Source organism: Woodsholea maritima DSM 17123 (assembly GCF_000382325.1).
Classification (GTDB): Bacteria; Pseudomonadota; Alphaproteobacteria; order Caulobacterales; family Maricaulaceae; genus Woodsholea; species Woodsholea maritima.
On record NZ_KB908060.1, the window covers coordinates 168,730 to 189,698 of the forward strand.

Sequence of the window (20,969 nt, forward strand, 5' to 3'; positions counted from 1 at the left end):
TGTCTTATTCACCGTTGAAACCACCCAAAGTGTAGAGATTAAATCGGAACTTTATGGACGAAGTTGGGCCAAGATCGCCGATTTGGAAGTTTTCGCGTTCCCAGATCACTTTGAATTCAGAACATTCGTCGCGATAGGTGATATGGGCCTGTTGCTTGCGGGTATTGTCTTTATCTAAGTCATGGGTCAGACGGTAACCGGTGGAGAAATTATCGGTGAGCTTGACATTGAGAGCCCCGATTATTTCTTCTAGTCGGCGCCCGGAGGGCGCATCGTCATCGGCCTGACGCGTATAGGTGGCATTGAATGACACTCGCCACACATTGAGCCCGGTATTGAGATCCAGGCGGTTAAGGTCGTTGCTGTCTTCATCAATCCGCGCGCGGGCATTCACATTAAATGGCCCTGTATTCACCGACAGCTCGGTGACATAATCCGATTGGCTGAGCTCTAAGCCCGAGGCGGCGGAGAAGGTTGCATCGCCTTCCATGCGGTAACTGCGACCGGCAAAGATTTCTACGTCAGTGTTCCAGGCATAATGGGTGAGGCTGGCTTCAACACCGTAGTCTAGGTAAGCGCCATCTTCCCAGACATCATAGCCTGCGGCGCGTTGACGCGCGAAAAGGGTGGAGCGGTCGAGATCAAGACTGGTGCTATCTTCTAAGATAGAGGGGAATTTATCATCTAAACCGCCTGAAATTCGTGCTTGAATACGCGGAGATATAATAACATGACCCCATTGTGTCGGGCGAATGAACGGATAGCGGATATCCACTCCACCCGCGCCCAGATGACGGGTCATGTTTTGATCGTCCTGAGCACCATTTAAGTCTACATCGGTGATTTTATAGGCATCAAGGCGGCCCATTAAGAACGGATTCATGCGAATGCCGCCCCATAGATAAGTCGGACGAGACCAGTCAAGACCTAAGCTGGCGCGGGTGTAATCATCGCCATCTTCACGTATCAGATTGGCAAAAGCACTCTGGGCATTGAGATCGCCCATCCAATGGGGCAAGCCGATTTGAGTATGGGCTTCAAGAACGGGTAGCATTTGTGGCAGGGAGTCATCGTTTTCTTTTTCGACGAGGCTGCGATAGCGCGCGATTAAAGCGCTCGTGTAATAAGTTTCACTGCGTCCTGTAAGATAAATCTGGCTGACCAGGCGACGGTTTTCGGCCTTAACCAGACCAGTTTCAAACTGGGGTTCTTCATCAAAGTCATAGCGGCGCAGATAAAGATCGCCGGAAGTTTCTTGCAGGCCAAACCCCCATCGCCAATTGCGCGACAGGTTGAACTGACCTTCGACGAAGGCATGCCAGCGGGTTTCCTCTTCACCATATTTATAAAGCCCCGTAATATCAGCCGGGGGAGCAAAGGGAGAACGACTTTCACGCAGACGCTCGGCATCGGCAAATTCTTGTTCATGCGTGATTGAATATTCACCGCGGATGGATCCGGAGTAAAAACGCTTGCGGTGACGAAACTCAATCAAAGGGTTGAGTTCTTGAATATAGCGCGGTGCGATGACCAAATCCTGATTGGGCGAAATAACCCACAGGTAAGGCACTTGTAAAACTGCACCAAGGCGTTTGGAATGGTCGAAATCTGGAATTAAGAAGCCAGATTTACGGGTGGCAGATGGATCAGGGTGCGCGAATACGGGGGTGTAGAGCACCGGAGCGCCGAAAATTTCCAACCGAGCATCGCGGTAGTAGATCATTTCCTCATTCTTATCTTGAATGACCCGTCTGGCGCGCAGGCGCCAAGTGGGATGATCGTGATCATTTTCGCACAATTGACAGGCGGTGTAATACGCGCCTGATAATTCCGTCGTTCCATCCGCATGGCGCAAAGCAAAGGCCGAGGCGGCCTGGGCGTTGTTTTCCATTAAAGTGGCAAAACCGCGCGCGATGCCTTCGCTCAAATCTTCATTAAGCTCAATTTCATCGGCAAATTGTGCGGGTTCATTAGCCTGATAAAACTCGACATGACCAATTGCGCGCACGCGCCCGGTTTCAGGGTTATACTCAACCCGGTCGGCGCGCACCCGGTGAAGGCCCGATTCAATATAGACATTGCCCTCAGCAATATAAAGATTTTGGGTTTTGTCTTGGGTCAGGGTGTCGGATTCAAGATAAATCCGTTCATCCTCAGGCGAGGATGTTTCGCCAGAGGCGGGCGCTTGCGCCATCACCGGCGGCGTAATCACCCCAAGGGCGATGCTGGTCATCAAAGCTTTGAGCGTTTGGCCAAACATAGGATGTGGGGCCCCAGAGTTTAGGGTCAGCGATAAACACATCATTAACCGAGGATCTCTCTATCGTCTATCACTCAACCGTCCTCAGTTGTGGCTATGTAGTAAAGTGCGGCCAAACTGAAGAGGATCGGGGTGCTCCAGGCTGCGGAAAAGGCGCTCAACGTGCCGGCCTGACCCAGGCTGATGAGCAATTCTTGGCTAAAGTATAAAATGAAACCCGCCGCGCCCCCGGTAAGGGCGAAGGCGGCGGCACCGCCTAAGCGCACAAGGCGCAAGGTTGCGGCAATGGCAATGAGGGCTGAAGCCATTAAAACAAGCGGGAGCGCCAAAAGGCTATGCCATTGCAGTTGATAAGCGCGCACAGATAGACCGGCTTCGGTCGCTGAAGCGATCACGCTGGGTAAGCGCCAAAACGATACCCCGCCAGGGGTACGCGCGCGCTCAAACAGGGCTTGGCGGCCGATGGCTGTGGGCAGCGTTAGGGTGGAGATTTCTAAAGGCGCTGTATCAACACGACGTTCAATCGAGTTTTCGATAATCCAGAAACTGGGGCTTAATCGAGCCGATTGCGCATCAATACGCCGTTCCAGAACCGGGGCGCCGTCTTGGGTGCGATAAATATTGAAAACCGGGCGTTCTAAAGTGACGCCATCAGGACCTAATCGCTCAGCCCCAATGATGATATAGCCCTGAGTGGTGCGCTCGCGTAGCCAGATTGGGTCAGAACCGACCACATCGTCACTGGCCTGACCATTAAGGGCGGTATCGCGCACGCGTTCAAACGCGGCATTTGTGGCGGCACCTAAGGGGTTGAGCGCCATCATCGCGAAAAGGCCAATCAGTCCGGCCAGCACTAAAGGCGGGGCGATCATGCGCCAGATCGAATAACCCGATGCGCGAAGAACGATAAGCTCGGAGCGGCGATTGAGGCTGAAGAACGCCCATAAGACCCCGAACAAAACGACGAAAGGTAAGGTATCTTGTAAAAGCAGCGGGGCCTTTAACAAGGTCATGCCCACCACGTCCAACGATGTGATCTGGGTGCGGGTGCCGACATCGCGAGAGGTCTCGACGAAGTCAATCAGCAAAATAACTGAAGCAATGACGGCAAACGCCCCGATAATGCCGGTCAGTGTTTGGACTGCGAGGTAACGCCCAATACGCGACACAATCATGAGCGCGTCTCCGGTGTTTGAGGGGCTGAGGCAGGGTCGAAGCCACACTCGAGACCTTTGGGTTTGCGCCGTGGCCGGGTAATGCGCCAGATTGCCAGGCCCGCGCCGAGAAGGGGTATGCCATATTGCAAAGCATTGAGATCGGTTTCATCTGTGGCGCCCGATTGCACCGCAAAGCCGACCAGGCGGAGCAATAAGGCGAAGACCCCGGCCAGAATAATCAATTGGCTATAACCCGTTCGCCGGTGCTCTGAGCCGACAAAAACGGCCGCAACGAAGAGCACAAACACAAGATTATAAAGCGGTGAAGCCAAGCGATAGTGACCCTCAGCAAACAAAGGCGCTTTACCGCCTGCGCGCAAAATATCGGTTTGGCGCGGGTCTAAAAGCTCGGACAGATAGCGATCACTTTCCTTGAAGTAAAAGGTCGAAGTGATGTCAATAAATCCAGTGAGATCAAATTCATAAGTCTCAAAGGTTAGATCGCTGAGATGGCCTTGCTCATCAATTTGGGTCAAAACGCCATCGGAGAGCCGCATTACGGGGGCAAAATCGGTTTGCGCGATAAAGCCTTCTTTGGCGGCATAGCTGGAACTGGTGGAACCGCGCCCATCCTGGATGAAGACGTCTTCCATGATGCCATTGGGGGTCACCGCGCGCGCAAAGAAAGTCACATTATCGCCAAGGGGGACAAATTCCCCCGGACGCATAAAGCTAGAGGCGATGTCAGTGCGCACTTCATAGACGACGCGGCGCATCTCGCGATAGGCCAGCGGTTGGATAAAGAGATTGATCGCGAGATTGGCCAAGAAGACATAAATACCCAGGCGCAAAATGGGGGAGATGCGTTGCATCCGGCTCATTCCTGCCGCAGCCCCGACGATCAGTTCAGACTCAGCGCTCATCCGGTTGAACGCCATCATTGCTCCGATGAAGAGCGCGATGGGAATCAGCAAGGAGATCAGTTGCGGCATGGCCAACAGCGTAATCCAGAAGAAAATCAACGCGCTTTCGCCATGACTGGAGATCAGGTCGAAATTCGACAAGCTCTGCGTCAAGATCGCCAAGCCCGACAGCGTGATAATCGCAGTCAAAAAGGGCCACAGGGCTTGGCGGAAATAATAGCGTTGTAAAATCGACATTTGCACCGAAACAGTCTCGTGTATACGAAGCCTTCTAACCTGCCTCGCAATCAGATACCACTAGGCGTGTGACATCTTTCGCGTAAAATCCATCTTTAGGTGTGGACCAAATTCAGTCCGGTTCGGCTTCCCCCTTGCACCATGTGGTTCGGCGCGCCTATCTAATCCCCTTGGGGCCACCCCATTTGGCCCGTTTCATAAAACTCAAAAGAGGTTGTTTCGATGAAAATTCAGTTTTCTGCCGCCCCTACCGGCGACGCCGTAGCTGTCCCAGTCTATTCGGGCAAAACTTTGTCCGCGGCTGCAAAACGTTTGGATGAATCAACTTCCGGCCAGATCAATCGTGCCATCCAGGCGTCGCGTTTTACCGGAGCCGTGGGCCAGACCTTAGAAATCGTTGCGCCTAGCAATCTGGAAACGGGCCGCGTGGTTTTGTTCGGTTTGGGCGATCAGGCCAAGGTCGATGCCACTTTGATTGAGCGTTGCACGGCTGGCGTCGTTAAGACCTTGCTTGAAAGCGGTGTCAGCCTGGTCAGCATCAATATCGATAGCGATGAGCCCGCTTGTGCAGCGCGCGCTGGCCTGGGCGCACGTCTGGCCGCGTATCGCTATGATGAATTCCGCACCACATTGAAAGATGACAAGAAGCCTTCGCTCAATTCTGTTCAGATTATCACGCCCAAGGTAGGTGAGGCTGAGGCTGAGTGGGAGGCCCATTGGGCCGCTGTCGCCGATGGGGTTGAGCTGGCGCGTGATCTCGTCATGGCGCCGCCGAACATGCTGCACCCTGAAAGCTATGCCGATAGCGCCAAGGCGTTGGAAGGCGAAGGCTTAGAGGTTGAAATCCTGGGCGAAGAGGAAATGCTCGAACTGGGCATGGGCGCGCTGTTGGGTGTGGGCCAAGGCTCGATCCGCGAATCACAGATTGTGATCATGCGCTGGAATGGCGCTGAGGATAAAGACGCGCAGCCGCTCGCCTTTGTCGGTAAAGGCGTCACCTTTGATACCGGCGGCATCTCTTTGAAGCCGGGCGATGGCATGGACGAGATGAAGGGCGATATGGGCGGGTCTGCCGCTGTGGTCGGCCTGATGCGGGCGCTGGCGGGGCGTAAAGCCAAGGTCAATGCCGTCGGTGTGATTGGCTTGGTTGAAAACATGCCTGATGGCAATGCCCAGCGTCCGGGCGATATCGTCACCTCGATGTCCGGTCAAACCATTGAAATCTTGAACACGGACGCTGAGGGCCGTTTGGTTCTGGCCGATGCGCTGTGGTATACACAAGATCGTTTCAAGCCGAAATTCATCATTGATTTGGCCACTTTGACCGGGGCGATCTTGATCAGCCTGGGTCAAGAGCATGCCGGGATCTTCTCCAATAATGATGAGCTGGCCGAGCGTTTGGATAAAGCCGGTAAGGCCAGTGACGAGACCGTATGGCGCATGCCTTTGGGCGAGGCCTATGATCGTCAGATCGACAGTAAAATCGCCGATATGAAAAATATGGGTGAGGGGCGTTTGGCGGGCTCTATCGCGGCCGCGCAATTCCTTCAGCGCTTTGTCAACAAAACCCCTTGGGTCCATATCGACATCGCGGGCACCGGCATGAACGGTAAATCCAAAGATCCGCGCCAGCCGGTTTTTGGTACAGGTTATGGCGTGCGCCTGCTCGATCGTTTCGTGCGCGATTACTACGAAAACTAAGACGTTGGTTTAAAAGACCTCTAAAGCGGGCGGGGGTGAACTCCCGCCCGTTTGACGTTAAGGCCCCTATCTGACGTGAAGGGAAAAGCCCATGAGCCAGGATTTATGGTTTTATCACCTTACCCAATCGCCGGTGGAAGAGGCTTTGCCCGAATTATTGACCAAAGTGTTGGAGCGCGGCGGGCGTGCCTTGGTGGTCAGTCCCGATGAAGGGCGCATGGACGCGCTTGATTCGCATCTGTGGACCTTTCGCGAAAACAGCTTTCTCGCTCATGGCCGCGAAGATCGCCCGATGGCGAGCGAACAACCGATACTTTTAAGCCACACTGGGGAAAATCTTAATACGGCCACAATGCTATTTTGTATTGATGGGGCGGAACCTTTGGACGGGTTTGAGCGCGTGGTGTATATGTTTGACGGTAACGATGCGGCCCGCCTTGATCTGGCGCGCGCGGTGTGGCGTCGGAACAAAGCGGCGGGTTGGTCCGTTTCCTATTGGCAACAGAGTGAAACCGGCCGTTGGGAGAAAAAGGCATGAGCTATTTGAATACGCCTTTCGTGAAACCGATTTTAGCAACCAGTGTGGTTGTCCTCGCGGGTCTCACGCTCAGCGCCTGCGCCGCGACGCTGGGTGGTGATAATCCCACCCAAAGTGAATTGGTCGACACCGATAGCGATGGGGGGTCAGGCTCTGACATTGCCATGGGCTGCGGTGATGCGCTGTATCAGCGCTTGGTTGGTCAAGCCATCATGGAAGTTCACCAGCCGAGCTTGCCCCGTCCCCACCGGATCTATGGTCAGCATGATATGGTGACCCAGGATTATCGCCCCGAGCGGTTGAACATTGTGGTGGACCCTCAAGACCGCGTTCACCGCGTCTATTGCGGCTAAGTCTTAATTCCGTATGAGCTGTGCCAGGTTAGCGCGCGCGATCAAAGTGTCTTAGATTTCAGATCTAGCCTTAGGATGTCGGTTGGCGCCGTGGGGGCAGGCACTGGTGCCATGATCGAGATCACTCCCATCAAGTCCCATCACGTTCAAGGGCCTGCATCCCGTTTGCATTACGGGGCAATACAATCCAGCGGCTCGCGTGAAGCGCGCCCACCTATGCGGCGTTGTCGGGCTTCACATCGTTTTGAGTGGAGCGGAAGGGGGAGGGGTTGAACAGGCGCTGTCCGGCCTCAACACTACCGCGCATGGGCACATGCTCGCTGGCCACACGCGCCTTACCTTCGACGACCAGGCGTAGACAGGCGGGGTAGAGCCGGTGTTCGGCCTCTAACACGCGTGCCCCTAATGTGCTGGCATCATCATCTTTTAAGACGGGCACTGCGGCCTGACCAATGATGGGGCCTGCATCCATTTCTGAGCGTACATAATGCACCGTACAGCCATGAATGCGCACGCCCGCTTCCAAGGCCCGTTCATGGGTATGCACGCCCTTAAACGCGGGCAGAAGTGAGGGGTGGATATTGATCACCCGATCACGCCAGCGATCAACAAACCAGGGCGTCAGGATGCGCATAAAACCCGCTAGGCAGACGATTTGAATGCCCGCGTTTTTGAGGGCCTTATCAAGGCCCGCTTCGAAGGCTTCACGGTCCTCATAGGCTTTATGATCGACCACCAGGGTTTCAAGGCCTGCATCGGCGGCGCGCTCCAATCCGGCGGCATCGGCTTTATTGGATAAAACCAAAGCAATTTCAGCTGGATATTCTTCGTTCTTGCAGGCATCGATTAAGGCCTGCAAATTCGATCCCCGCCCGGAAATCAAAACCGCGATTTTCGTTTTTGCCATGCTTATTTGGCCTTTACGTGTCCGATGATCCAGGCGGGCTCGCCCTGGTCATTAAGGCGTTGGCAGACGCCGGGCGCGGTGTCGGCATCGACGCAGACGATCATGCCAATGCCGCAGTTAAATGTCCGGCGCATTTCGCTTTCCGCGATATTACCCGCACCTTGCAGCCATTTAAAGACGGCCGGGCGCTCAAACGCGTCGTAATCAACCTCGAAATCGAGATGCTTGGGCAGCATGCGCGGGGTATTTTCGGTAATGCCACCGCCTGTGATATGCGCAAGGCCTTTGATCGCGCCCTCGCGGATCAAGGGCAGCAGCGCCTCGACATAGATCCGCGTCGGGGTGAGCAGCGCCTCATGAAGGCTTTGGCCAGGGGCGAAGGGGGCTTCGCTGGTCCCTTTTAGGCCCGCATGCTCAATCACTTTACGCACCAGCGAATAGCCATTGGAATGGGGGCCAGAGGAGGCCAGCCCGATCAGCGCATCGCCCGGCTTCATGTCATCCAGACGCGGCAGCAGCGATCCACGCTCCGCCGCACCGACGACAAAGCCTGCCAGATCGAAATCCCCATCGCGGTACATGCCCGGCATTTCTGCAGTTTCCCCGCCGATCAGAGCGCATTTGGCGCGCCGACACCCTTCAGCCACGCCTGAGACAATCTTGGCTCCTGCGCCCGGCTCCAGCTTTCCGGTGGCAAAATAATCCAGGAAATAGAGCGGCTCTGCGCCCTGGGCCAGCACGTCATTGACGCACATGGCGACCAGATCAATGCCCACGGTGTCCAGAATAGCGCTGTCAATCGCCAGCTTTAATTTGGTGCCGACGCCATCGGTGCCAGAGACGAGAATCGGGTCCTGGAAACCGGCGGCTTTCAGGTCGAAGGCTCCGCCAAATCCGCCTAGCGCCACATCGGCACCGGGACGCGCGGTGGAGGCTGCCAGCGGCTTGATCGCATCGACCAGCGCATCACCAGCATCAATATCGACGCCAGCACCGGCATAGGTCAGACCTTGTTCGGGAGTTGAGTTGGCCACGCGCACAGCTCCAGCTTGTTATCTTGGTAAGAGGGGTTTGGCGCGAGTGGACATGAAAGCATCGCTTTTGGCAAGTCAGCGTGGCTGCTGACACTGTTTTCCTATGGTTGGGGGCTGCTCTCGCTGCTAGCGGAGGGTTGGCCTTGCGAATCCTGCCGGGTTTAATCATAGACCCCGGACCAAGTCCGGGGCCGCGATGCTGTTTACCTAATCCTCGCTGCGCTGTGGGCGTTCGTTTTTCTTTGCCCTAACGGCTATCGCCTACTTGAGGGCGCGCGTTTTTCTTTGCCCTACCGCCTTGCGGCTACTTGAGGGCGCGCGTTTTTTTGCCCTAACGGCTATCGCCTACTTGAGGGCGTTCGCGGTTGCGGGCTCATCGCCCGATATGTCCTCCCCTGCAAAGCGGGGGAGGTGGCCTGAAAGGCCGGAGGGGGCATCCAAGTCAATGGACCCCGGATCAAGTCCGGGGCCGCGTAGAGGCAACTCTCTCAACCGGGCTCCCGGCCTTGAGCCGGGATCCATGCACCTAAAAGGGCAAACTCAATAGATCCCGGATCTCATTATCATTCGTCCGGGATGACACTATGGGGATGCTTTGAGTGTAAGTATCTGTGTCCTCATGCCCCCTCAGTCAGCTTCGCTGACAGCTCCCCCGTAAACAGGGGAGCACGCCCTTTCTGTCATGCCAGACGTGATCTGGCATCTATGCCGCGAGTTTGCATCCTACTTTGGCTTATCAGAATCTTGCTCATCCCATCCGGCATGGACCCTAAATCAAGTTTGAGGGTAACAGCGAGTGTTTTAAATCCTGACGACGGCACCCACACATGCGGAAAGAATTCATGTAATGTTAATTTAATCCGATAACCCACGAGTTTAGCGTAGGCTCCCGTTTGACATATCAAAGTGTTTCATATTGAGTTGTTAAAAAAGGGGGTGATATGGCTGAGATTTTGAATAATAAAGCGGCGCGGCTCGTTCGGCATTTGATTGTCTATTTGCTGGCAGGTTTGCTTATCGTTTTTCATATTTACACTTTGATTGACGTTTATGCGCTCGGTGCTGGAGCCGAGATGAGCCGGTTTGAGCACGGCCAATCCATCCTCCGTGCGATGATTGCGACGAGCTTGATCTTCGTTGTGTTGGGTCAGCGCAAAGCCTTGTGGGTGATGTGGCTTTCTATTGGCGCGTTGGTTGCGTCGCAAATATGGGCGCATATGGGCGGTCTTGAGGTGAGTTTTGTTGAGGGGCGTCACCCTCTATCCTACCTCAAGGGCTTAATTTTCCCGACTATCATTACTTTGGCCTTTCCCCCTTCAAAGACGCGCGAAAACACCCAGCAGGATGTGCAGGACGCATAAAGGGGCAGGTTTTTCTGGCGCATGTGTGATTTGTGCGCTCTAAGTTGGATGTCAGCTTGGATCGCTCTGGGCAGAAGTAAGGCTTTTCTCGCGGCGCGATATCGCTATAGTCTCGCGCGAGTAGTGGGGGCGATGGCCCGAAGTGTCTAAAGCGTGGGGACGATGAGATGATCCGGTTTCAAGGCGTTGTAACAGCACTCATCACCAGTGTCGCCCTCTTGGGCGCTATGGCCGCGCCCAGCCTGGCCCAGGCGGGTAATCCCTTCGCGGTCTCGGGCGTGCGTATTGATGCGCGCGCAGAGACGGCCACAGCAGCGCAAACTGCGGCCATGGCCGAAGGTCAACGCCAAGCCGCTGAACGCTTGATTGAGCGCTTGACCCTGGCCGAAGATCGCATGATGGCGGATCTACCGCCTTTGGATCGCGCCAGTGCGGCCTCCATGGTGGCCGGGCTTCAGATCGCCAATGAGCAACGCTCGGCCACGCGCTATATCGCCGATCTCAGCGTCAATTTTGATCGCCGCGCGGTGTCGGCCTATCTCAATAACAATCGTTTGCCTTTCGTGGAGGCGCAGGCGCGTCCCACCTTGGTCATTCCTGTTCTACAACGCGATGGCGCGGCTTATGTTTGGGCAGGACCATGGTTTGATGTCTGGCAGCGGATGAATTTCGCCAATGCCTTGACGCCGGTGCGCACTTTGGGCCGTCAGGTCAGCGAAGATCAGGCTCCGCTGGGCCGGGCGTTGTTGACCAATGAAGCGGCCATGAGGGGCGATGAAGGCGTGCTTCGCGAAGTGGCGCGCCTTTATGGTGTGGATCAAATCGCGCTCTTGGTCGCACGCGAATCAGAGGGTTATGTTCGGGTTGCTGGCCAAATCCTGACCTTTAGTGCCGACCCTGAAATTCCCCCCCAGCGTGAAAGCATGGGCGATTTGGCCGGTCCTGGCGGCTATGATGAGGCGGCTAAGCGCTTTGTCGCGGCGCGTGAACACGCCTGGAAAGAAGCCTCAATCGTGCGCGATCTGAGCGAGAGCGAGATGGAGGTCAGTGTCCTTTTTACCTCCTTGACCCAATGGCGCGATTTGCAAACCGCGATTGCCGGGGCGTCCCTGGTGCGTGATGCGCGTCTGGATGCTATTTCGCGCGATGGTGCGGTGATGACCTTGACCTATCGCGGCGCACGCGGGCAATTGGAGAGTGTGTTGCGTGAACGTGGAGCGGTCTTAAGTGAAGAGGGTGATCTGGGCTGGACCGTTCGTGCACGCAATTAAGTCCCTTCTGTTAAGTCGTTGAGGTATAGGCTTTGTCCTCTGCGCGTGCGCGTCAACTCGTTTTAGATTTATCCCTGGGTCCGGATTATCGTGCGGAAAGCTTTGCGATCAGCGAAGCCAATGCCAGTGCGCTGGCCTTGGTCAATCGCTGGCCGCGCTGGCGCCATGGTCATTTGCTGCTGATCGGGCCGCCTGCGTCCGGTAAGACCCATCTCACCCATATGTGGAAAACGCGCACGCGCGCGACGCCGCTTGATCCCAAAACCCTCACTCAAGGCCTGAAAACCGTCGGACGGGGCGCCTCGGTCTATTTGGAAGATTGTCATCACGGTGTTGATCAAGAAGGCCTGTTCCATCTGCTTAATCGGGCCGCCGGGGATGCGGGGGTCACCGTGTTGATGACGGCGGCCAAGCCCCCGTTGGAGTGGGGGGTAAGCCTTCCTGATCTGGTGTCGCGCCTGGGCGCAGCGGAAATGGCGGTGTTACAGGAGCCCGATGACGCTTTGCTGCGTCAGGTGGTTGAGAAGTTATTTCGCGATCGGCGCACGCCCTTGGGCGCGGGCGTGATTGATTATGTTCTGACCCATATGGAGCGTTCGGTCGATTTCGCCCGCGCTTTGACCACCACTTTGGACCGTGAAGCGCTGGCGCGCAAAAAACCTGTCACTCGCACCCTTGCCCGAGAGGTGCTAAGCGATTTACTAAAAGACGAATTTGGCGACCACGACGCGCAATAATTATAGGGATTTCAAAGATGAGCACGCCTTCTAAACCCATCAGCGATGCCGAGAAGGATCTCAAAGCGTTGATGCATTCGCCCAAGCGCTTCATCAATCGCGAGCTCTCTTGGCTGGAATTTAACAAGCGCGTGCTGGAAGAAGCCGAAAACATCCATCATCCGATGCTGGAGCGTTTGCGCTTTCTTTCGATCTCAGCGAGCAATCTGGATGAGTTCTATATGGTGAGGGTGGCGGGCCTGCGTGCCCAGGTGCGCAATGGCCATGACCGTCCGGGTCAAGATGGTTTGACGCCCAGCCAGCAACTCTCACAAATCAACGAAGCCGCCAGCGCTTTGATGGATCACCAACAAAATCTTTGGACCCATATTCGCGATGAGCTGAATAAGGCCGGGGTTCAGGTGGTGAAGGCCGAAGAGCTGACCCGTGCGGAGAAGGCGTGGCTGCGCGATGACTTCCTGGCGCACACCTTGCCGGTGATTACCCCGTTGGCGATTGACCCTGCGCACCCGTTTCCGTTCATTCCCAATCTGGGCTTTGCGGTTGCGTTGAAATTGGAACATGAAAAAGACGGGCGCGCGATGAATGCGCTCTTGCCTTTGCCCAATGGGGTCAAGCGCTTTGTGGAGATCCCGACCGAGCGTAAGGACCGCAAAGGCCATCCGATCAAGCGCTATATCGCGCTGGAAGACGTGCTGATCTTGTTCGTCGATGCGCTATTTCCCGGCTTTGAGCTGGTGGGTAAGGGGGCTTTCCGCCTGATCCGTGATAGCGATATCGAGCTGGAAGAAGAAGCCGAAGATCTGGTGCGTGAGTTTGAGGCCCTGCTCAAACAACGCCGGCGCGGCGTGATCGTACGCTTGAAGATCGAAGCCTCCATGCCGGAGGATTTGCGCCGTTTCATCATCCAGCAACTCAATGCCAGTCAGCACGATGTCATTCTGGTCGATGGCATTATGGGCCTATCCCAGCTCTCGCAATTGATCCCGGATGATCGCCCAGATCTGGCCTTTACACCGTATGAGCCGCGCTTCCCTGAGCGGATCAAAGATCATGGTGGGGATTGTTTTGCCGCGATCCGAGCCAAGGATTTGGTGGTCCACCACCCGTTCGAAAGCTTTGATGTGGTGGTGCGATATTTGCGCCAGGCCGCAGCCGACCCTGATGTGATCGCGATTAAGCAGACGCTTTATCGGACCTCAAAAAACTCACCCATTGTGGCCGCTTTGGTCGATGCCGCCGAAGCGGGCAAGAATGTCACCGCGCTGGTCGAGCTTAAGGCGCGCTTTGATGAGGAAGCCAATCTGAAATGGGCGCGCGATCTGGAACGTGCCGGGGTTCAGGTGGTCTATGGCTTTATCGAATATAAAACCCACGCCAAATTATCCCTCGTGGTTCGCCGTGAAGGCGGGGAATTGCGCACCTATACCCATGTCGGGACGGGCAATTATCACCCAATTACTGCGCGGATCTATACCGACCTGTCGCTGTTCACCTCTGATCCGGCTATTGGGCGCGATGCCAGCAAGGTTTTCAACTTCGTCACCGGTTATGCACGCCCGACCGCTCTGGAAAAGCTCTCCATTTCGCCTTTGGGCATGAAAGAGCTGATCATCAAGAAGATCGAGCGCGAAACCGAAAATGCCAAAGCGGGTAAGCCCGCAGGTGTCTGGATCAAGATGAACTCGCTGGTACATCGCCAGGTCATTGACGCGCTTTATCGCGCCAGTCAGGCCGGGGTGCGCTGTGAGCTGGTCATTCGCGGGATCTGCTGTCTGCGCCCGGGTGTGCCGGGCCTGTCTGAAAACATCCGGGTGAAATCGGTGGTGGGGCGCTTCTTAGAGCATACCCGCGCGGCCTGTTTTGCCAATGGCGCCCCGATGCCAAGCCCCCAGGCCGAGGTCTATATCTCGTCTGCTGACTGGATGCCGCGCAATCTGGATCGCCGTATTGAGGTGTTATGCCCTATTGAAAATCCGACCGTTCACCGTCAAGTTTTAGATCAGATTATGGTTGCGAACCTCAATGATGAGTCGCAAAGCTGGTATATGACGGAGGATGGCAGCTATCGCCGGGTCGATACAAGCGGGATGAAAGATCCTTTCAATATACATACTTACTTCATGAAGAATCCCTCTCTGTCTGGACGCGGTGCCGCGTTGAAACATGATGAGCCACCGGCGGTGCCATCCTTGGGTGATCATCTGTGATCGGATTATTCGATCGGCTGTTAGGGCGCACCGTTGAGGGCGAGGCTGATCTTGACCTCGACTTTGCCGCTTTAAGCGAAGCGCCCGCGCCTGTGCGCGATGTCGCCGTGATTGATATCGGCTCGAACACGGTGCGTTTAGTGACCTTCCGTTTGGAAGGGCGGGCTTTGTGGCCGGTGTTTAACGAGAAAATCACCGCCGGACTGGGCCGGGGTTTGAGTAAAACCGGTCATCTCAATCCTGAAGGGGTGGAAAGTGCCCTGCGCGCGCTGCGCCGGTTCTCGCTGCTGCTTGATGCCAAAGGGATTGAGGCGCGCTATGCGGTGGCCACGGCGGCGGTCCGTGATGCGCAAGATGGCGAAAGCTTTGTGCGCGAGGCTGAACGCCTGTCTGGGTTGACGATCCGAGTGCTATCAGGCCCCGAAGAAGGCGAGTTGTCGAGCCTGGGCGTGTTAGGCGGTTTGGGCGAAGCCTATGGTATTGCCGGGGATTTGGGCGGATCGAGCCTGGAATTTACGCCCCTGTTAGGCCGCGTGACCGGTGAAGCGCATTCCCTTCGCTTAGGGCCGCTGGCCATGCTGAGCCAGGGCGAAAGCCTGGACAAAAATCGTCTTATTGATGAGGTCAAAGCCCAGCTGGATGAAGTGCGTCCCTTGATGGCCGCGCTGGGCGCGCATGAGGGGCCGCGCACCTTTTATGCCGTGGGTGGGGCTTGGCGAGCCTTTGCCTATATCGCGATGCGCGCCGATCTTTATCCGCTCTCACTCTTGCATCAGTTCGAGCTCGATCGCGCTCATGTCCTGAAAACCGCGCAATTTGCGATGGCCGCCAGCGAGGCGACGATTGCGGGCATTAAAGGGGTCTCATCCAAGCGCGCCTGGTCGGTGCCGTATGCGGCGCTTTTGTTGAAAACCATTGTTGAAGAGGGCGGGTTTGATCGCGTGGTCTTTTCTGCCTATGGCCTTCGCGAAGGGGTGGTCTTCCACTCCGATCAGAGCCTTTTATCCAGTGGTGATCCCCTCCTGGCCGGGGCCCATGCGCTGGCCTGGCAGACCGCACCGATGCCGGGCTTCGGCCAAAGCCTGGCCCATTGGTTGGACCCGTTATTTGCGGAGGCTCCGCGAATTTTCAACGCCCCGCGTGATCAGATTTTACGCTTTGCCGGCGCGCATCTGGCGGATTTGGGCGCGCGCATGCATCCCGATCATCAGGCCCAGCTTTCCTTCCAGGAAGTGCTTTATGCGCCCTTTGCCGGGATCTCCCATGCGGAACGCGCTTTTCTGGCGCTGACGGTCTTCCATCGCTATGCCGGCAAGAAAAGCCCCAAGGATGAGGGTTTAATTGCCCATTTCCTGGACGAGGAAGCGCAGGCGCGTGCCCTCCAAGTGGGCTTGGCGCTGCGCCTGGGCACAGCGCTGTGCGGACGGTGTAAAGAGGTGCTGACCCATTTCACCCTGCATCGCGAAGAAGAGCGTCTGATCCTGCGCATCACCGGTGAAGCCCAGGATTTGATGGTCGAGCGGGCCTGGCATCGCTTTGAACAGTTGGCCGCCGTCCTGGATGTAAAACCTGAAGTTCAAGTGAGCGCTTAGCTGATGTGTAATCGCGGCCTTGAGTTGGGATGACAGATATAGAGTTTTTTGTCATGCCAGACTTGATCTGGCATCCATGCTGTAAGCTTGACGATTATTCTGCTCAACCAGAACCTCGCTCACCCCTTCAGGCATAGACCCCAAATCAAGTTTGGGGTGACAGTTTTTTTGTGAAGTTTCCTCGCTTCGCTGCGGGCGGACACTTCTTTATTGCCCTACCGGCTATCGCCTAGTTGAGGGCGGTCGTCCTTGCGGGCCTGAGGCCCGATTATCCTCCCCTGCGAAGCGGGGGAGGTGGCCGGAACGGCCGGAGGGGGCGTTGTTCTCTGAGCTATTCAATGAAAACTGTCATCGCGGCCTTGAGCCGGGATCTATGCGCTTTGCTGGCACCCTCAACAGATCCCGGATCTCACTGCGTTCGTCCGGGATGACACTATTTTTTAATCCTCGCTTCGCTGCGCGCGCGCGTTTTTTCTTTGTCCTACCGCCTATCGGCTATTTGAGGACATTCGCGCTTGCGAACCCTGCGGGTTCGATGGATCCCGGATCACGTCCGGGGCAGCGTTGGATGGAGAAGACCCTGTGGGTTTTCGGCCACGCGAAGCGAGGACCAAAATTGTGAAAGCGATAATGCCCCAAAATCGTGCAGCCCTGTCAAAGCCGCGCCCCATGATACACGCCAAGGCTTGCGCGCGGGCGCGGGCCTTGGTACGTCATTTTCCTTCATTGTTTCGTCGTTTTTCCAACCGGAGACGTCCCCCATGTCCGTAACCACCGACGAGGTCCGGCGCATTGCCAAGCTGGCCCGTATTGCTGAACCCACCGCGCGCTTAGAGGCGCTGACCCAGGAACTGAACGGTATTCTGGATTGGGTTGAGCAGCTGGGGGAAGTTGATGTTGAGGGCGTTGAGCCGATGACCACCCCGGTCGTGACCCCGCTGCCGATGCGCGAAGACGCCATCACCGATGGCAATGTCCGCGATAAGGTTTTGAAAAATGCGCCGAATGCCGATGCGGGCTTTTTCGTCGTGCCCAAATCTGTGGAGTAGGGTGATATGAGTGATGTGTTATCCCTGTCCCTGGCCGAAGCGCTAGAGGGCCTGAAGAACAAAGACTTTTCCGCGCGCGAACTGGCTGAAACCCATGTGAAGGCCGCCGAAGCGATCAATCCGGCGCTCAATTGCTTTACCGTGATTGATGGCGATCGCGCCATTGAGATGGCGAGCGCCTCTGATGCGCGCATCGCCAAGGGTGAGGCGGGGCTTCTCGAAGGCGCACCGCTGGCCATTAAAGATCTCTACGCCGTTCAGGGTGTGAATACCGAGGCGTGTTCCAACATTTTGAAAGGCTTCAAGCCGGAATACGAATCCACTGTGACGCAAAAGCTGTGGGATCAAGGCGCGGTTTTCCTAGGTAAAACCAATATGGATGAGTTCGCGATGGGCTCCTCCAACGAAACTTCGGCCCATGGTCCGGTGATCAATCCTTGGCGCAAAACCGGCTCGGATGAGAATCTGGTGCCCGGCGGGTCTTCGGGCGGGGCGGCTTCGGCGCTTGCTGCGGGGGTTTCCTATGGCTCAACCGGGACCGATACCGGCGGCTCCATTCGCCAGCCTGCGGCGTTTACGGGATTGGTGGGCGTGAAGCCGACCTATGGACGTTGCTCACGCTGGGGCATTGTGGCCTTTGCGTCTTCGTTGGATCATCCCGGCCCCTTTGCCAAGACGGTCAAAGATTCTGCGATCTTGACCCAGGCCATGTCGGGCTATGACCCTAAAGATTCCACCAGCTATCCTGGCGAAGTGCCCAACTGGATCGAGGCTGTGGGTCAATCGGTCAAGGGTCTGCGCATTGGGGTGCCGAAGGAATATTCCGTCGATGGCATGCCCGAAGACATCGCCAAGCTGTGGGCGCAAGGTGTGGACTGGCTGAAAGCTGCGGGCTGTGAGATTGTTGACGTATCCCTGCCCATGACGAAATACGCTTTGCCCGCCTATTACATCATCGCGCCGGCGGAGGCGTCCTCCAACCTGGCGCGCTATGATGGCATGCGCTATGGCGTGCGCGTTGAAGGCGAAGATCTGGCTGATACCTATGAGAAAACCCGCGCGGCGGGCTTTGGCGCAGAGGTTCAGCGCCGCGTGCTGATGGGTACCTATGTTTTGTCAGCGGGCTATTATGACGCCTATTATGTGCGCGCCTTAAAAGTTCGCCGTAAAATCTTGGAAGATTTCAATAATGCTTTCACTCAGGTGGATGCATTGTTGACGCCAACGACACCGAGCGCGGCCTTCGGCATTGGGGCTAAGGCCAATGCCTCGCCGTTAGAAATGTATTTGAACGACATCTTCACGGTGACGGCCAATATCGCGGGTGTGCCCGCGATGAGCGTCCCGGCGGGCCTTGATAAAGATGGCCTGCCTTTGGGCTTGCAGATCATTACCAAGGCACTGGATGAAGCGACGATGTTCAAGGTCGGTGCGGCTTTGGAAGATGCCGCGGGCTTCACGGCCAAGCCTCAGGCCTGGTGGGCATAAGGTATGAATACGCGCCTTGCCATATTGCCCTGTGCGGGCGTGTGCATACTGGGCGCAGCGATGATGAGTGGAAAGCTGGGCGAGGGCATGGCGATCACCGCCTTTGGTGCAGCTTTCCTGCTATTTGGCGGCTTTGGGATTACCACCCTGATCGCGGCCCATCGCATAAAACTTTGGGTCGGTAGTTTGGCGCAGATCGGCGCGACATCGACTGAGACACAATCTGGGGCGCACGAGGATGAGACCTCGCCGCGCGCGCATTGATAGGTGAAGGATTGACCCTATGACCGCAACCGATACTGGCTACATCATTCATGGCATGAAGGGCGATTGGGAAGTCGTCATGGGTCTGGAGGTGCATGCTCAGGTTCAATCCCAGGCCAAGCTTTTTTCCGGCGCGGCGACGGCCTTTGGTGCGGATCCCAATACCCAGGTCTCCCTGGTGGATGCGGCCATGCCGGGCATGCTGCCGGTGATCAACAAAGAATGCGTCGCCCAGGCTGTGCGCACCGGATTGGGCCTGAATGCTCAGATCAACCCGCATTCGCGCTTTGACCGTAAAAACTATTTCTATCCGGACTTGCCGCAAGGCTATCAGATCTCGCAGTTTTCTGACCCCATCGTGGGTGAGGGCGAGATCGAGTGTGAGCGCGAGGATGGCTCGCGCTTCGTTGTCGGTATTGAACGCCTGCACCTGGAACAAGATGCCGGTAAGTCGATCCACGATCTTGATCCTAATGCGACCTATGTTGATCTCAACCGGTCGGGCGTGGCCTTGATGGAGATTGTGTCCAAGCCGCATATCCGTACCCCGGATGAGGCTTCAGCCTATGTGGCCAAGCTGCGCGCGATCTTGCGCTATCTGGGTACCTGCGGCGGGGATATGGAAAAGGGTCAATTGCGCGCGGACGTCAATGTTTCGGTATGTCCGGTCGGGGGCTATGCGAAATTCCGTGAAACCGGTGATTTCAAGCATTTGGGCACACGCTGCGAGATCAAGAACGTCAACTCGCTGCGCTTCATCCGTCAAGCGATTGAATATGAAGCTAATCGCCAGGTGGAAATCATCGAAGAGGGTGGCAAGATTGATCAGGAAACCCGCCTGTTCGATGCCGGTACGGGTGTGACGCGCTCGATGCGCTCGAAGGAAGATGCGCATGATTACCGCTATTTCCCCGATCCCGACTTGCTGCCCTTGATCCTGGAAGAGGACTTCATCGCCGCGATCAAGGCGAGCCTGCCTGAACTGCCCGACGAAAAGCGCAAGCGCTTCGTTGAGGAGCTGGGCCTAACCGATTATGACGCCTCTGTGCTGGTGTCTGATAAAGACCGCGCCGATTATTTTGAAGCGGTTTTAGAAGGGCGCGATGCCAAGCTGGCCGCAAACTGGGTCAATAATGAATTGTTTGGCCGCTTGAACAAAGAAGGTCTTTCGATTACGCAAAGCCCGATTAATCCCCAGCAGTTAGGCAAGATTGTTGAACTGATCTCTAAAGAGGTTATCTCCGGTAAAATCGCCAAAGACCTGTTTGAAATTGTCTGGGAAGAGGGCGGCGACCCTGAAGCCATCGTTGAAGATCGTGGCATGAAACAGGTCACTGATACAGGGGCCATCGAAGCCGTGGTCGATCAGCTGATCGCGGATAACCCCGATCAAGCCGCGAAGGTTAAAGACAAGCCCAAAACCATGGGCTGGTTTGTGGGCCAGGTGATGAAGGCCATGCAGGGCAAGGCCAACCCCCAAGCGGTCAATGATATCCTGACCAAGAAATTGCTGGATTAAAATGTTACGGCCCCGGATTAAATCCGGGGCCTCAGACTGCTGACAAACCCGTCGATTTCGGCGGGTTTATTTTTTTGCAGTTTTGGTTCCGAGATTTTGAGCGGTTTCAGTTCAGGGTGGGGCTGGTGCGCCCATCTCAGGCTAGGGCTTGTTTGGGTGGCTTTGTGAGGGCCATTGCGATTGTCTTGATGTTTTGGGCGGCGGCGGCGAGCAGGCACTGGGTTTGCACGCGTATAAGACTTCGAAACCTGGCATAGCGGTGACCATGGAGTTGTTTGGCATCGGCAAACGAGCGTTCCACGGTTTCCTTTCGGCGTTTGTAGATAGCCTTGCCCCAGGGCGTCAGGCGATGGGCATCGGTCCGCTCG

18 protein-coding genes are annotated in these 20,969 nt (G+C 56.1%); 12 read left to right on the forward strand and 6 right to left on the reverse strand.

What is annotated here, in order from left to right:
- Positions 1–4: 4 nt before the first annotated feature.
- The 3 genes from H151_RS0112850 to H151_RS0112860 form a co-directional block, all read right to left on the reverse strand.
- Positions 5–2,260: an LPS-assembly protein LptD gene (locus H151_RS0112850; protein WP_019962072.1), complete on the reverse strand. Its 2,256-nt coding sequence runs from the start codon at positions 2,258–2,260 to the stop codon at positions 5–7.
- A gap of 74 nt (positions 2,261–2,334) precedes the next feature.
- Complete coding sequence (locus H151_RS0112855; protein ID WP_019962073.1) at positions 2,335–3,435, reverse strand: LptF/LptG family permease; 1,101 nt, start codon at positions 3,433–3,435, stop codon at positions 2,335–2,337.
- Positions 3,432–4,577, reverse strand: a complete 1,146-nt coding sequence (locus H151_RS0112860; protein WP_019962074.1) for an LptF/LptG family permease — start codon at positions 4,575–4,577, stop codon at positions 3,432–3,434. The genes H151_RS0112855 and H151_RS0112860 overlap by 4 nt, the downstream gene beginning before the upstream one ends.
- Positions 4,578–4,799: 222 nt before the next feature.
- On the opposite strand from H151_RS0112860, the gene H151_RS0112865 reads away from it, so the two are divergent.
- The 3 genes from H151_RS0112865 (at position 4,800) to H151_RS16465 (ending at position 7,169) form a co-directional block, all read left to right on the forward strand.
- Positions 4,800–6,278, forward strand: a complete 1,479-nt coding sequence (locus H151_RS0112865) for a leucyl aminopeptidase (RefSeq protein ID WP_019962075.1) — start codon at positions 4,800–4,802, stop codon at positions 6,276–6,278.
- 91 nt (positions 6,279–6,369) lie between these two features.
- Entirely contained in the window at positions 6,370–6,816 is a 447-nt protein-coding gene (locus H151_RS0112870; protein ID WP_019962076.1) for a DNA polymerase III subunit chi, read from the forward strand.
- The gene (locus H151_RS16465; protein WP_019962077.1) at positions 6,813–7,169 is read left to right on the forward strand and encodes an I78 family peptidase inhibitor; all 357 of its coding nucleotides are present in this window, start codon (positions 6,813–6,815) and stop codon (positions 7,167–7,169) included. The genes H151_RS0112870 and H151_RS16465 overlap by 4 nt, the downstream gene beginning before the upstream one ends.
- A 214-nt stretch (positions 7,170–7,383) precedes the next feature.
- On the opposite strand, the gene purN is transcribed toward H151_RS16465, so the two are convergent.
- Together purN and purM are read right to left on the reverse strand one after the other, a co-directional pair.
- Positions 7,384–8,076 carry a phosphoribosylglycinamide formyltransferase gene (purN, locus tag H151_RS0112880; protein ID WP_019962078.1) on the reverse strand — a complete coding sequence of 231 codons (693 nt, stop codon included), beginning with the start codon at positions 8,074–8,076 and terminating at the stop codon, positions 7,384–7,386.
- A gap of 2 nt (positions 8,077–8,078) precedes the next feature.
- The gene (gene purM / locus H151_RS0112885) at positions 8,079–9,116 is read right to left on the reverse strand and encodes a phosphoribosylformylglycinamidine cyclo-ligase (protein WP_019962079.1); all 1,038 of its coding nucleotides are present in this window, start codon (positions 9,114–9,116) and stop codon (positions 8,079–8,081) included.
- Positions 9,117–10,051: 935 nt separating this feature from the next.
- On the opposite strand from purM, the gene H151_RS0112890 reads away from it, so the two are divergent.
- The 9 genes from H151_RS0112890 to gatB all read left to right on the forward strand — a co-directional run bounded on the left by H151_RS0112890 (position 10,052) and on the right by gatB (position 20,601).
- Positions 10,052–10,471: a hypothetical protein gene (locus H151_RS0112890; RefSeq protein WP_019962080.1), complete on the forward strand. Its 420-nt coding sequence runs from the start codon at positions 10,052–10,054 to the stop codon at positions 10,469–10,471.
- 167 nt (positions 10,472–10,638) lie between these two features.
- Positions 10,639–11,742 (forward strand): DUF2066 domain-containing protein, encoded by a 1,104-nt coding sequence (locus tag H151_RS0112895; RefSeq protein WP_019962081.1) that lies wholly within the window; start codon positions 10,639–10,641, stop codon positions 11,740–11,742.
- Positions 11,743–11,774: 32 nt separating this feature from the next.
- Entirely contained in the window at positions 11,775–12,479 is a 705-nt protein-coding gene (locus H151_RS0112900; protein WP_019962082.1) for a P-loop NTPase family protein, read from the forward strand.
- 17 nt (positions 12,480–12,496) lie between these two features.
- Complete coding sequence (locus H151_RS16470; RefSeq protein ID WP_019962083.1) at positions 12,497–14,689, forward strand: RNA degradosome polyphosphate kinase; 2,193 nt, start codon at positions 12,497–12,499, stop codon at positions 14,687–14,689.
- Positions 14,686–16,281 carry a Ppx/GppA family phosphatase gene (locus H151_RS0112910; protein ID WP_019962084.1) on the forward strand — a complete coding sequence of 532 codons (1,596 nt, stop codon included), beginning with the start codon at positions 14,686–14,688 and terminating at the stop codon, positions 16,279–16,281. Before H151_RS16470 ends, H151_RS0112910 begins: the two co-directional genes overlap by 4 nt.
- A gap of 761 nt (positions 16,282–17,042) precedes the next feature.
- Entirely contained in the window at positions 17,043–17,330 is a 288-nt protein-coding gene (gene gatC, locus H151_RS0112915; RefSeq protein ID WP_019962085.1) for an Asp-tRNA(Asn)/Glu-tRNA(Gln) amidotransferase subunit GatC, read from the forward strand.
- 6 nt (positions 17,331–17,336) lie between these two features.
- Positions 17,337–18,818, forward strand: coding sequence for an Asp-tRNA(Asn)/Glu-tRNA(Gln) amidotransferase subunit GatA (gene gatA, locus H151_RS0112920; RefSeq protein WP_019962086.1), 1,482 nt, complete (start codon positions 17,337–17,339; stop codon positions 18,816–18,818).
- A 3-nt stretch (positions 18,819–18,821) separates the two neighbouring features.
- Positions 18,822–19,082, forward strand: a complete 261-nt coding sequence (locus H151_RS0112925; RefSeq protein WP_019962087.1) for a hypothetical protein — start codon at positions 18,822–18,824, stop codon at positions 19,080–19,082.
- Positions 19,083–19,101: 19 nt separating this feature from the next.
- Positions 19,102–20,601: an Asp-tRNA(Asn)/Glu-tRNA(Gln) amidotransferase subunit GatB gene (gene gatB, locus H151_RS0112930; protein WP_019962088.1), complete on the forward strand. Its 1,500-nt coding sequence runs from the start codon at positions 19,102–19,104 to the stop codon at positions 20,599–20,601.
- Between the two features lie 136 nt (positions 20,602–20,737).
- Here gatB and H151_RS0112935 read toward each other — a convergent pair.
- Positions 20,738–20,969, reverse strand: a 232-nt coding sequence (locus H151_RS0112935) for a transposase (protein ID WP_019962089.1), incomplete at its 5' end; no start/stop codon positions are given.

What these genes read in the sequence shown, in the direction of transcription:
- H151_RS0112865 (WP_019962075.1), top strand. Translation starts at nt 4,800, where the DNA reads ATGAAAATTCAGTTTTCTGCCGCCCCTACCGGCGACGCCGTAGCTGTC.
- H151_RS0112860 (WP_019962074.1), bottom strand. Translation starts at nt 4,577, where the DNA reads ATGTCGATTTTACAACGCTATTATTTCCGCCAAGCCCTGTGGCCCTTT.
- H151_RS0112850 (WP_019962072.1), bottom strand. Translation starts at nt 2,260, where the DNA reads ATGTTTGGCCAAACGCTCAAAGCTTTGATGACCAGCATCGCCCTTGGG.
- H151_RS16465 (WP_019962077.1), top strand. Translation starts at nt 6,813, where the DNA reads ATGAGCTATTTGAATACGCCTTTCGTGAAACCGATTTTAGCAACCAGT.
- gatB (WP_019962088.1), top strand. Translation starts at nt 19,102, where the DNA reads ATGACCGCAACCGATACTGGCTACATCATTCATGGCATGAAGGGCGAT.
- purN (WP_019962078.1), bottom strand. Translation starts at nt 8,076, where the DNA reads ATGGCAAAAACGAAAATCGCGGTTTTGATTTCCGGGCGGGGATCGAAT.
- gatC (WP_019962085.1), top strand. Translation starts at nt 17,043, where the DNA reads ATGTCCGTAACCACCGACGAGGTCCGGCGCATTGCCAAGCTGGCCCGT.
- gatA (WP_019962086.1), top strand. Translation starts at nt 17,337, where the DNA reads ATGAGTGATGTGTTATCCCTGTCCCTGGCCGAAGCGCTAGAGGGCCTG.
- H151_RS0112870 (WP_019962076.1), top strand. Translation starts at nt 6,370, where the DNA reads ATGAGCCAGGATTTATGGTTTTATCACCTTACCCAATCGCCGGTGGAA.
- H151_RS16470 (WP_019962083.1), top strand. Translation starts at nt 12,497, where the DNA reads ATGAGCACGCCTTCTAAACCCATCAGCGATGCCGAGAAGGATCTCAAA.
- H151_RS0112855 (WP_019962073.1), bottom strand. Translation starts at nt 3,435, where the DNA reads ATGATTGTGTCGCGTATTGGGCGTTACCTCGCAGTCCAAACACTGACC.
- H151_RS0112895 (WP_019962081.1), top strand. Translation starts at nt 10,639, where the DNA reads ATGATCCGGTTTCAAGGCGTTGTAACAGCACTCATCACCAGTGTCGCC.
- H151_RS0112890 (WP_019962080.1), top strand. Translation starts at nt 10,052, where the DNA reads ATGGCTGAGATTTTGAATAATAAAGCGGCGCGGCTCGTTCGGCATTTG.
- H151_RS0112925 (WP_019962087.1), top strand. Translation starts at nt 18,822, where the DNA reads ATGAATACGCGCCTTGCCATATTGCCCTGTGCGGGCGTGTGCATACTG.